The organism is Bradyrhizobium sp. Kon56, from assembly GCF_055807635.1.
The window spans coordinates 49,355-61,674 of record NZ_JBVVOU010000010.1; the positions used below are offsets into that span (position 1 = coordinate 49,355).

Sequence of the window (12,320 nt, forward strand, 5' to 3'; positions counted from 1 at the left end):
CCATTCAACACAGCAGGCGTCGATGCGCGCCCGGATGCGCTGGGGAGCGTAGTCGTAAACCCGATAGCTCGCGGGGTAGCCGGTGTCCGCTCTGTCCGCGAAACCGGACATAGCCAGTCCCGCCTTGTGAGTCAGCTAGGGGCCAACGGCGGTCATGACAGTGCTCTCTTAAAGGGGGGCGATCGCAGAGTACGGTGACTTCGCGTCGCTCCGCTCGGGATCCCTGGTCCCTCCGAAGCACAGGAGGAAATTGGACAGTAATCGCGGCGGCCTGGTAGTAGCGGTGATAGTCTCCGGCAGACCTCGGTGGAGAGCGCGGTCGAGCCGCATGCGCTACTCTCGTTTGTTCTCGCCAAGTGCATCCCCCAGACGCTCGAGTTCTAACGTGAAGCAGAACAGCGCGAACAGCGTAATCACCATCAACACCCCACGTCGGGCCATCAAGACCACGTCGGTATCGGGGCCGAGTTCGGGAAGGTGGCGAAACAGCACGATCGAGAACACAGCGCTGCCGAAGATGAAGTTCAGCCGGCCTAGGAACAGGAAGAGGTGGCTCAGGGACAGCCGTCCGCCTTTGAACGGGATCGCCACCTTCAAGAGGCGGTACCAGTAAGCCGCCTGCATAAGCATGAGAACAGCAAGGGTCAGATTGTCGTCATAGGGCGTATTGGCCGGCTGCTGACCAGGCGCGAGCACCAGCTCCCGGAAGGCCGGCAGGCCCTTCCATACGATGAAATCCGATCCGAACAATTGGACCGCCATCAAGAGCAGGTAGGTGAGCACACCGCGCCCCGCGGAAGAATGGGAAATCGGCTCTGCCAGGGGCTCAGGGATTTCCTCAGCTATGGAATCGGATGGTGTTTCTCCGCGCTTGATCAAGGGCGCCTTCCAACTGATTGGGTTTCGATTTCGGCCAATGCCTTCCGAATGAGCAATGCGAGTCCACTCCACCGTATCATCGCAGCGCGGCTCCCTGGCGCCTCGAGACGCCGCCCGTACCCTGCTGCTCGCCGACAAGGCGTGCCTGGATCATACTCATGACGGTCGTCACGTCGTCGAACGCTCGCGAATGAGCGCGTCCATGCAGGCGGGTCAAATCGAATAGCTCGACGCCCTCCCGCCGAAATTCAGCGGCATACGGCTCTTGGTCCGGATCGATGCCGCCGAGGCGGATTGCGCCTCCATGGAGAGACTTCGATAGCTTCAATGGGGCATCGTCCCGCGACACGAACAATGCGAAGCCTGGCCGTACCGCTCCCATGTCGTGCAATTGCGTACGGAAACTGTCGGCGTCTACGTCGGGCGCAACGAACAGCACGTTCTTGATCTTGGCCCCAATGCGGCCAGCTATCGCTCGCGCGCGCAAGGTTTCGAACGTGAGATAGCACCCCATCGAGTGACACAGGACGGTCACTTCCTTGACGTTCGGAGTAGCGGCGATCGCATCGAGCACTTGCGAAAATGCATCTCGAGACTGCGCCGCGCTCTCCGCATCCTCCTTGTAGGCTTCCAGGCTGACGGACCCCCGCGACGGCCAGGAGAACAGGACGGGAGCCCCCGGCGCTCCGGAATCATGAACGATCTGGGCGAACCGGTACACGGCTTCATCGAACCTGTTGTTGAAGCCATGGACGAATACAAGGACTCTTCCACGTGCTCGCGGCTTCTTTGCGGCCGCCGCCAGCGCAGCGCCAAATGCCGGTTTTTCGGCCGCTTCGGCCGAGACCGTCACGAAGTTTAGTCGTGGATCCCCGGGCGAGGAAGTCGGCCACTGAACCTGACCGACAGTGCGCGATGCGTCCGGCGGGATGGAAACGGCGATGGAGGCGTAGTTCACCTGGTCCGCCCGTTCGCTGTCGAACATCGCTGCATTTCCGGCAGCCGTTCGGTTGCGCGTCGTTGCCACCAGCAGCGGGACGACCGACACGCCTTCCGCTTCGACCTGTCCGACGGGTAGCAGCGTGTCCAGAGGCACGCGGCTGCAGGCGCAGCAGCACAGCGCCAAGACGATGAGGCCGAGGGTTGACCGGCAGATCTTCCCGGTTTCGCCATGGCTGAGGGGCGCGCGCCACAAGGGAGTCAGGCTCCTTTAGCCGAGCGGAACAGCAGAAAGTATCCTGCCGGCACGAAGAAGAGTGTCAGGACGGATGCGACGGCTAGTCCCGACATCATGAGCACCGCCATGGGCTGCCACAACGCGCCGCCGGCCAGTGCCATCGGTGCGAGCCCGAGCACCGTGGTGGCGGACGTCAGGAGGATCGGACGAAGCCGTTTTTCCGACGCAGCGACGAGGGCTTTCCGCAGCGGGAGCGTCTCGCGCTCGATGTCGATCTGATCGATCAGCACGATGGCGTTGTTGATGATGATCCCCGACAGGCTGATGATGCCCAGCGTGCCGAAGAACGAGAGCGGTTGTCCCGTCGCCAACAGCCCGAACGGAATGCCAATCAGGATCAGCGGTATGCTGACGAAGGTCAGGAGCGTACGACGGAAGGAGTTGAATTGCAGGATGATCGCCAGCACCATCACGGCGAGCGCGACGGGAAAGCCGGCGGCCAGCTTCTGGTTCGTCTCGGCGCTTTTCTGGATCTCGCCCCCCACGGTCACGTGATAGCCGCCGGTCATGTCCATCTCGTCGAGCCGGGGCTGGATCGATTCCAGTAGCTGCCCGGCCGTCAGGGAGGTGCTGCGGGCCGTGACCGTGATCGTCCGTTCCTGGTTCTTGCGGCGGATCCGCGCGAAGTCGAACCCGGGCTTCAGCCTGGCGACCTGCGCCAGCGAGATAAGCCCGCCGTTCTTCGCGAAGGTGGCGCTGGTGAGGCCTTCCAGGCTCTGCGAGGTGTAGGCGCCGGCGCGCAGTACGATGGGGATGGCGTTGTCGCCTTCGCGGTATATCGAGACCGCGGTGCCGCTGAAGTAGGTGTTCAGCAGTCGGGTCACTTCCTCCGAGGTCACCCCGAGCTGGCGGGCACGGTCCTGGTCGATCTCGACGACCACCTTGACGATCTTGTTGCCCCAATCGTCGTCGTTCTCGCGCACGTCCGGAGCCGCCTGCAGCAGGGATCGGACCCGTTCGCTGAAGCCAAGCAGCCGGTCCCCATCGGACCCCGAGATCTCGAGCTCCACGACGCCGGATTCCACCGCGCCCATGGCCAGCCGCTTGATTTTGAAGCTTGCCTCCGGATGGTTGGCGTAGAGATACTTCCAGGCGCGATCGGCCGCACGCACCGCGCCTTGATAGTCCGTGGTATTGACCAGGAAGAAAGCGGACGCCGGGTCCGGAGGGACGGGGGTCAAGGTGAGGTAGAACCTCGGGCCGCCATCTCCGACGTACAGGATCTGGCTGGAGATTTCAGGGTTGGCCGTTTTGTCGCCCAGCCATCGCTCGATCTCGCGCGCGCGAGCTTCGGTCTGCGAGATGTCGGTCCCGTCAGGCATGTTCATGTAGACCAGAAACTGGCTCCGTTCGCTGAGCGGAAACATCTCCTTTGGAATGCGTGGGAATTGTGTAAGCGCGATCACGACCAGCGCGACGCAACCGGCGAGGACGATGGGCGAGAAGCGCAAGGCCCGGCCGAGCGCGGTGGCATAGAGCCGCTGCAGCCGTGAGGGCGCGGCATCCTCCGTTCCGGAGCCGGCTCGCCGGCCGATGAGCCACACGGTCAAAGCGGGAAGGATGTACAGCGCCGTGATCCAGGATCCCCCAAGCGTGAGCGCCACCACGGCCGCGAGCGAGAACGCATACTCGCCGGACGCTCCGGACAGCAGCATGAGCGGCAAGAACGCCGCTATCGTAGTGATCGAAGAGATCAGGAGCGGCAGCGCATACTGTGCTCCGGACGCCAATCCGGCCTCCTCGGGAGGCACTCCGCGGCCGATCCGGCTCACGATGTCCTCGACGATCACGACGCCATTGTCGACCAGCAGACCGAGCGCGATGATGATCGCCGCGATCGAGACCTGCTCAAGCGCGATCCCAAGAGCCCGCATCCCGATCAACGAGAACATCACGGCGAACGGCACGATCATCGCGGCGATGGTGCCCGCCCGCAGGCCCAAGAAGACCACCACCAGCACGGCCACCACGACGAAGGTCTGGGCCACGCTGGAGAGGGCCGAATTGACGGAGGCGCTGACCTGATCGGCCTGGTAGGTGGGGAAGGAGAGGGCGAAGCCGATCGGGAGCCGCTGCTCAAATTCGCGTGCCGCCGTACGGAGCTTGACACCGATCTGGGTGACATCCTGGTCCGGCTGCATGATCACGCTGAGGACTACAGCAGGACGGCCGTTGAAATAGATCGGCTTAACCTTTGGAGAGACGTAATCCCGGCGGACAGTGACGATGTCAGCGAGCCGGACCAGGCTGTCGGTGCTGCCCACACGGGTCAGCATGGTCTCGATCGCCCGCACGTTCGGGAAATCTCCGGAGGTCTCCAGCAGGAGGCGCGTGCCGTCCGCGTTGATGTTGCCGGACGGCAGCACCACGTTCTGCCCCTGTAGATCCTTGATCAAAGCGTTCACCTGAACGCCGATCGCGGCCAACTTCCGGGTATCGAGTTCGAGCCAGACCCGTTCGTCCTGTACGCCGTGAAGCTCGACCTTGGAGATGCCGGCGATCTGATACAGCTTCTTCCGGAAATCCTCGGCCGCATCCTTCAGCTCGCGCGGCGAAAAGCCTTCGCCCGTGATGGCGATGGTGGCGATCGCAACGTCGCCGAAGTCGCTGTTGACAAAGGGTCCAACGACGCCGTCGGGCAGTTCGACCTTAGCATCGGCCATCTTGTCGCGAAGCCGCTGCCAGGTGGCAGTGACGTTCGCGACCTCGTCCTTCAAGTCGACATAGATCGTCAGGGATCCTTCGCCCGCAAGCGTCCTGATGTCCTTGACCTCGGCGAGCTCGCGTACTTTTCGTTCGATGGGAATCGCGACTAGATTTTCCATCCGCTCGGGGGCCATGCCCGGGAAGAGGGCCGACACGACCGCAGTCCGGATGACGATCACGGGGTCTTCGCGCTTCGGGAAGTTCGGATAGAGCCCGATCCCGGCGATCAGAAGCCCGATCATGGCCATGATCGTGAATCGAGACCGTGCAAGTCCGAATCGGGTGAGGAGATTCACGGCGCGGCGTCCTCCAAGGGAAGCAGCTTCACCTTCTGTCCGTCGGCGAGGTACGACACCCCGGCCGAGGCCAGGATATCGCCTGGCTTGACGCCCTCCACGACGACCAGGCGATTGTCCCGGATCCCGCCGACGGTGATGGTGCGTTTCTTCACAGTCGAACTTGCCTCGTCGTAACCAAACACGGTCCCGGTATTCTGCAGCACCCTTCCGCCGTCGGGCACAAGCACGCTGAGCGGGACGAGGAAGCCGCTGCGACCCACGACCAAGGGCTCTTCGATCGTGACCTCGACCGACATGCCGGCGTTCAGACCCGGGGCGGTGTTCTCGAGCCGGACGACAACCGGGAAGGCCGACACTTGCTCCGCCTTCGACCCGAGCTCCTTGATCTCGCCCTTGAGCGGCAGGTCAGGCTTGTCGGCGACCTTGACCGCAATCTTGGCTCCAACCTTTAGACTCTGGAAAGTCGCGGCCGGGACCAGAAAGGACATCTCGAAGCTGTCGTCGCTGTAGAGCGTGGCCACCGGCTGCCCCGCAGCGACTTGCGCAAACGATTTGACTTCGACCCGGGAGATGGTCCCGGCGAAGGGGGCCAGCAGCTTGCTCCGGTCCAGGTTTTGGTTGGCCAATTCGAGTTGGCGCCGTGCCTGGTCAACTTGGGCCCTGGAGCTGAGCAGGGTGGCGTTCGACTGTTCGAAAGCCGCTTGGGTGGAGACGCCCCGCTTCAGGAGCTCTTCCTTGCGCTGGAAGTCCGACTGAGCGTTGTCGAGCTGCGCCTGCGCCTGCTGCACACCGGCGCTGGCCTGGTCCACCTGGCTCTGCAGCGATCTCGGGTCGATTTCGGCGAGGACGTCCCCGAGTTGCACCTTCTGGCCGACGGTGAGGCCAACGGTCTTCAACTGCCCGCCGATCTCGAACGAGAGGCTGCTGACGTCGGCCGGCTGCAGCACGCTCGGAAAGCGCCGAACACGGCTTTCGGCTGTCGCAGCGACCTTGTAGGCGCGCAGACCGCGGACAGGCTGTTCGTTCGCTTCCTTCTTCTTCTCTCCACAGCCCTGCAGGCCGACGACAAGGAGGCCCAAAGCGGTGAATCGCGCGAGATGTCGGATCATCGGGCATTCCTCGAGTCCTGCCGAATTCGACCGTTCGGAGCGGCCGCGTAGTTCCGGCAAATCACGGCACCACCGCGAAAAACAGAAACGCGGCGAAGATGACCAGGTGGACGACGCCCTGCAGCACCGTGGTGCGCCCGGTCCCGAGCGTGATTACGCTCAACAGCAGCGTGAGCATCAGCAGGCCCAAATCCTTTATGTCCAACCCGAGTTCGAGCCGATAACCCATCGCGATCGAGACCGCGGCGACCGCGGGGATCGTCAGCCCGATGGTCGCAAGCGCCGAGCCCAGGGCCAGGTTGAGACTGGTCTGCAGCCGGTCGCTTTGGGCCGCCTTCACGGCCGCCACCGCCTCGGGAAGAAGAACGAGCGCGGCGATGATCGTGCCGACGACTGCCTTGGGCACCTGAAGATAATCGATGGCGCTCTCCACGCTGGGGGTCAGGACCTTTGCAAGGCCCACGACGGCCACAAGGGAGACGACGAGGAGAGCGGCACTCAGACCGGTCGTTCTGTTGTCCGGAGGAGGCGAATGCTCGTCCGCCGTGGCACCCTTCGCGGCCAGGAAATAGTCACGGTGCCTGATCGTCTGAACGAAAACGAACGCCAGGTACAGAACCAAGGACGCAAGCGCGGCGAACACCAGCTGCGAGGTGTTGTACAGCGGGCCGAGTTCTTGCGCCGCAAGGTTCGGAAGCACCATCGTGAGGCTGGTGAGAGCGACGAGCACGGCGAGAGCGGCGCCGGCGCCTTGCGCCTGGAAACCCTGTTCACGGTGCCGGACGCCGCCCCACAGCAGGCAGGCCCCCACGATGCCGTTGCAGACGATCATGACCGCCGCGAAGACCGTGTCCCGGGCCAGTCCGGCTTTCTCGGCAGGCGCTGCGATCATCACCGAGACGATGAGCGCCGTCTCGATCACGGTCACCGCTAACGCGAGGATCAGGGTGCCGAACGGCTCGCCGACGCGGTGAGCGACCACCTCGGCGTGGTATACGGCGGCGAAGACCGTGCCGAACAGGGCCGCGCCGGCGGCTGCGTATACAATTCCGCCGCCGCCGAGAACCAGGCTGAGCAACAAGATGGCCCAGGCGAGAGCCGGCCAAATCCACGTCCAGCGCGCTGTCGTACCCACCACACCCATGTCGATCCCCCGGTTCTTGATCGCGTCTCAGGCGCGATTCTCATCCCGACGGCCGGCGCCAAGTACTGTGATGGGCCGGCCTCTTGTGACCTCCCATCATACGCGGGAACCTCCAATGATTGAAAGACATCCGGAAACAGCCAGGGGTTTTCCTCGCGGCTTAGGTCCGCTTCGGGTCACAAGCGGTCCTCGACAGATTGCGCGGCAAGTCAGCTGAGGGGCCAGAAGCCGACTCGTTGGTCGACCGCAGCCGGTCACGACCACCAAGCCTGCTCAATTCTTCATTGCTCTTGCCGCCTGTTCCACACTGGCCGGAACGATCACGCGATGAAACGGTGCTATCGTAGCAAGATAGATGCGCCCCAGTCGGTTATGGCAATGCACCACGGTACCCGCGACCAGCTCGCGCCCATTTGCTGCATCGGCGCGAAGTTGAATGGTGACACGGAAGTCGAGATGCCGGTCATCCGCACCCACGACCAACTCCGTCGCACTCTTTGACAGCACCGGGAAGAAGCCGATAACCGGCCCACGCGCCGCCGCGGCAAGACCGACGGCGCGCGACGATTTGACCGCGACTGCCGCCATCACCACATCGCGGACACGCGTGAGCGCACGAATCCACCACGCCTGTCGCTCGAGCGCGGCGCGTGCCAGCACCTCTACATCATCGCTGGCGCCCGCCGGCAGTTGAATTGCAAAGGCGTCCAAAAGGTCCGCGCCCGCGTAAAGCGGCGCAAGCACGCTGTTGCTGGGCATCGGCACGGCGCGCGCTTTTGTCATGGGATCAGGTACCGCATGCCGGGGAAGGGCGTAGCGCAGCCGGCGTTGCAGAGGATCTTGCCGCCGCCGTCATTTTATATCCACGCGCTCTGCATCGCAACAATCCTGCGGCGCACATGTCTCAGTTAGGCCAAAAGGCCAGCTGGCAGCGATGTCTGCTTCGGTCCGCTTCCCCCTCGAGGAGCGGCACTTACCCATACGCGCTTCCCAGGTCGTCATCTTTCCTCCGGCCGAAGTGTCGCAAACTCCTCCCGTCCTCCATATGTTGCCTCCATGAAAAAGATCGGATTCCTCTCCTTCGGGCACTGGACGCCCTCGCCGCAATCGCAGACCCGCTCGGCTGCGGACACGCTGCTGCAATCCATCGAGCTTGCGGTTGCGGCGGAAGAGCTCGGCGCCGATGGCGCCTATTTCCGCGTGCACCATTTCGCGCGCCAGCTCGCCTCGCCCTTTCCGCTGCTGGCCGCGGTCGGCGCCAGGACCAGCAAGATCGAGATCGGCACGGCCGTGATCGACATGCGCTACGAGAACCCGCTGTATATGGCGGAGGACGCAGGCTCCGCCGATCTCATCGCAGGCGGGCGCCTCCAGCTCGGCATCAGCCGCGGCTCGCCCGAGCAGGTGATCGATGGCTGGCGCTATTTCGGCTACCAGCCGGCCGACGGCGAGAGCGACGGCGACATGGGCCGGCGTCATGCCGAAGTGTTTCTCGACATCTTGCGCGGCGAAGGTTTTGCAAAACCCAACCCGCAGCCGATGTTCCCAAATCCGCCGGGGCTCCTGCGGCTCGAGCCGCATGCGGAAGGCCTGCGCGAGAGGATCTGGTGGGGCGCCGGCTCGAATGCGACGGCGGTCTGGGCCGCCAAGCACGGCATGAATTTGCAGAGCTCGACGCTGAAGAACGACGAGACCGGCGAAGCCTTCCATGTGCAGCAGGCCGCGCAAGTCCGTACCTATCGCGCAGCCTGGAAAGAGGCCGGCCACCCCCGCGAGCCGCGCGTGTCCGTCAGCCGCAGCATCTTCGCGCTGATCGACGATCGCGACCGCGCCTATTTCGGCTCCGAGCGCGGCGGCGAAGACCAGGTCGGCTTCATCGACCCGCGCACCCGCGCGATCTTCGGCCGCTCCTATGCGGCGGAACCTGATGTGCTGATCGAGCAGCTCCGAGCGGACGAGGCGATCGCCGAGGCGGACACGTTGCTGTTGACGATTCCAAACCAGCTCGGCGTCGACTATTGCGCGCACGCCATCGAGGCGATCCTCACGCATGTGGCGCCTGCGCTGGGGTGGCGGTGACGCCTGGACTGCCGCGCAATTTTTGAGGTTACGGCTTTTAAAGGCTACGTCGCGGGCTGGTAGTGTGCCAGCCGCTCCGGATCGGCATCCGGAACGGAGACCGTCTGCGCCCTGATCTGGCTGCCGATGACCAGCCCGGTGAGCGAGAGCATGAGCCCCAGCGCCAGCGGCGCGAACAAGGCCTCTTCCTGAAACAATCCATTCAGCAGCACGACCATGACGCCGAAGCCTGCGAGCCCCTGCGTCAGATATCCGGAGAACGCATAAAGACGCCAGGCCTTCAGCGCCACCGCGAAATGAAACGCCAGCGGAACGAGGGCGGCGATGCCCATCTGGTACAGCAGGACCCCGATCGCACTCTCGACGGCGCCGTTGGTCGTTCCGGCGGCCTGCGCGGCGCTCCAGTCGATCGAGAAATAATCGTCCGACAGATTTCCGCCGACGCCCAGGCCGCGGCCAAACGGCTTTTCGAGAAATCCGTTCAAGCCGCCCATGAGGCCGAGGACGTGATAGTCGCCGATCTGCAAGCCGACGCGGATCGCGACAATTGCAAACACGATCAAGGCCACGAAGCCGAGCCATAGCGTCACCACGGCGCCGAGCAGACGGGTCGATATCCAGGCCGTGGCGACGAACACCACCACGATGAGCGCTCCCTTCACGCTGCAAACGATCAGCAGCGGCAACGCCACGAGGGCCAGAACCGGACGCCCTACCGAAAACAGGAAAAGCCCGAAAAACGCGATCCCGTACGCGAAGCTGATCGGGTGCATATTCGGCCCGTGGATGCGGAGGATTTTCGACACGCCGAACCCTTCGAGCAGGGGCGTATTGAGAAAGTCGAAGCTGAAGCGATCCTTCAGATCGACCGGCACGTTGCCGGTGGCGCGCATCTCGGCTTCCCAAGCGCCGGAGCGGGCCGCCTTGAGCTCGTCGAAACCCCAGAACGTGTAGCCGTTGGTGACGGCCAGCCAGAAATCCCGAAACGCAAACTCGACGTATCCGCACAGGATCAGAATGACTCCAAGCGTCACCAGGAACGGCGTGGCGCGAACGTCATAGGTCGCGGCCGTCAGCAGCGAGAGCTGAAACAGGAACAGCGGCAGCACGATGTTGCGCAGATAGACCGTTGCCGCCTGGCCGTCCTGGACGAAGCCGATCGCGAAATACAACGACACCACGGCGAGGGTCACGACGCCCCAGCGCATGATCTGATTGACCTCAGTCGACCGGTTCCTTTGGCCGGCGACGTAGAGCCCAAATGTCGTCAGCCACATCACGGAGCAGACGAGAAAATTATAGCCTTTGATGAAGTCCAGGTCGGACGGCGCCGAAATCAGCGGCGACAGGATCGAGACGAACAGGTTCTGGAAGAACAGGACGAAGATCGCGATCGCCGGCGCGTAGGTTGGAGCCGCAACCACGATGGCGATGGCGACGAGAACTTCGACGGTCAGGGACAGGACCGGGCTCGCCCCGTGCAGGACCGGCACAAAGCCGATGGTTGCGATGGCGATGCAGAGCGTCGGGATCAGCTCGCGCCAAGGCGAACGTGAAGGCGAACGCGAAGGCTCGGGACAGCCCGCCTGCACGGCTTGAAGATGCGGTGAGGTCCCGCCACTCATGACTCGTCCTTTGGCGCAGCGCGGCGGCCACGATAGCGGCAGGATGCGTAAGGATTCGTTAACGATGGCGGAACGGGTTCAACGGCGGCCCGGCTTGGTCGCGCCGAGCAGCGCGCGCATGACGTCGGCATCGGGCTTGCCGGTGCCGTTTTCGAGCAGGCCGAATCCCTGCGCCAGCTCCCAATGCGCCCAGCCCCAGCAATGCGCCCGCGCATATGCGGTCACGGCCGCGAGCCAGCGCACGCGGCTGTCCCGGGGCGCTGCGGCTTTCAAAACGCCAAATTCGTTGATGATGATCGGCCGCGAAAATTGCTGCTGCCACGCGACCGCGGGCGCGAGCCACCGGCTGACATCCGGCTTGTCCCTGGCGGCGGCAATCGCCGTGTCGAGCATGACGAGCGCCTTCGTCGCGCCTCTGTCCTGCAAATCCCGGCGGAGCGCCTGAACCCCGGGATCGCCGGCGCTGATCGGATAAGGCAGATCCGTGATGTCGTGCAGCGGATCCTGCACGTCCCAGTGGCCCTGGTGTGTGAACACCATGGGATCGTAGAAATGGATGGCGTAGACGACGTTTGGATCCGGCAACGGGCGAAACCGCGGCAGCGAGTCCGCGCGTTGCCAGTCGACCGGGCCGACGATCAGCGTGGTCGCGGGAAGCAATTGGCGAACGAAGGCGGCGAGCGTTTCGACCTGCTTTTGCCATCTGTCGGCTTCGATGTCGGGCTCATTGAGCAGCTCGGCGAACACGCGGTCGGCCGGAAACGATTGAATGACCCGGGCGAGCGTGCCCCACGCCTCCTCCAGCTCGCGCAGCGAGGCGTCGGCGTCGTCCTTGTGCAGGCGATTGAAACGATCGCCGGGATGAAGATCGACGGAGATTGAATAGCCGAGCGAGATGAGCTGCTTCAATGCCTTGTCGAGCGCACGCAGCGTCTCATCGCGTTCCGCTTTCGAAGCGAAGCGCAGCATCACGCGCTCGGCCGGCACCGGCAAGCGGACATGGCCCATCCCGGCCTTGCGAAGCTGCTGCAGCAATTCGCGAGTTGGAGGCGCGGATTTTTCGCCATTGATCCAGCCGTCGGCATTGAACCCGCGCGACAGTGCGGCGAGCCTGTCCGGCGCGACGGTCTGCGAGGCAGGTACGCAAGTTTCGGCCGATGTCGCGGAGGCGAGCGACGTTGGCATCAAGATCGTGGATAGCAAGATCGTGGCAAGGAGCAGACGACGGCACGGCGTCGCCAT

General features: G+C 63.8%; 9 protein-coding genes. 1 reads left to right on the forward strand and 8 read right to left on the reverse strand.

The window, feature by feature from the left end:
* Nucleotides 1–333: 333 nt before the first annotated feature.
* The 6 genes from AC0L3B_RS17955 to AC0L3B_RS17980 all read right to left on the reverse strand — a co-directional run bounded on the left by AC0L3B_RS17955 (nucleotide 334) and on the right by AC0L3B_RS17980 (nucleotide 8,157).
* Complete coding sequence (locus AC0L3B_RS17955) at nucleotides 334–879, reverse strand: hypothetical protein (protein ID WP_018453052.1); 546 nt, start codon at nucleotides 877–879, stop codon at nucleotides 334–336.
* Between the two features lie 76 nt (nucleotides 880–955).
* Nucleotides 956–2,074, reverse strand: coding sequence for an alpha/beta hydrolase (locus AC0L3B_RS17960; RefSeq protein WP_231190189.1), 1,119 nt, complete (start codon nucleotides 2,072–2,074; stop codon nucleotides 956–958).
* Nucleotides 2,075–2,079: 5 nt separating this feature from the next.
* The gene (locus AC0L3B_RS17965; RefSeq protein WP_026232448.1) at nucleotides 2,080–5,118 is read right to left on the reverse strand and encodes an efflux RND transporter permease subunit; all 3,039 of its coding nucleotides are present in this window, start codon (nucleotides 5,116–5,118) and stop codon (nucleotides 2,080–2,082) included.
* Complete coding sequence (locus AC0L3B_RS17970; RefSeq protein ID WP_204512565.1) at nucleotides 5,115–6,200, reverse strand: efflux RND transporter periplasmic adaptor subunit; 1,086 nt, start codon at nucleotides 6,198–6,200, stop codon at nucleotides 5,115–5,117. The genes AC0L3B_RS17965 and AC0L3B_RS17970 overlap by 4 nt, the downstream gene beginning before the upstream one ends.
* Before the next feature lie 91 nt (nucleotides 6,201–6,291).
* Nucleotides 6,292–7,374: a calcium:cation antiporter gene (locus AC0L3B_RS17975; protein ID WP_018453047.1), complete on the reverse strand. Its 1,083-nt coding sequence runs from the start codon at nucleotides 7,372–7,374 to the stop codon at nucleotides 6,292–6,294.
* 273 nt (nucleotides 7,375–7,647) lie between these two features.
* Nucleotides 7,648–8,157 (reverse strand): DUF2867 domain-containing protein, encoded by a 510-nt coding sequence (locus tag AC0L3B_RS17980; protein WP_204512566.1) that lies wholly within the window; start codon nucleotides 8,155–8,157, stop codon nucleotides 7,648–7,650.
* Nucleotides 8,158–8,430: 273 nt separating this feature from the next.
* On the opposite strand from AC0L3B_RS17980, the gene AC0L3B_RS17985 reads away from it, so the two are divergent.
* Nucleotides 8,431–9,453 carry an LLM class flavin-dependent oxidoreductase gene (locus AC0L3B_RS17985; protein ID WP_473380840.1) on the forward strand — a complete coding sequence of 341 codons (1,023 nt, stop codon included), beginning with the start codon at nucleotides 8,431–8,433 and terminating at the stop codon, nucleotides 9,451–9,453.
* Nucleotides 9,454–9,497: 44 nt separating this feature from the next.
* Here AC0L3B_RS17985 and AC0L3B_RS17990 read toward each other — a convergent pair whose 3' ends face one another.
* Nucleotides 9,498–11,078: a hypothetical protein gene (locus AC0L3B_RS17990; protein WP_473380841.1), complete on the reverse strand. Its 1,581-nt coding sequence runs from the start codon at nucleotides 11,076–11,078 to the stop codon at nucleotides 9,498–9,500.
* Between the two features lie 78 nt (nucleotides 11,079–11,156).
* Complete coding sequence (locus AC0L3B_RS17995; RefSeq protein WP_473380842.1) at nucleotides 11,157–12,320, reverse strand: glycoside hydrolase family 5 protein; 1,164 nt, start codon at nucleotides 12,318–12,320, stop codon at nucleotides 11,157–11,159.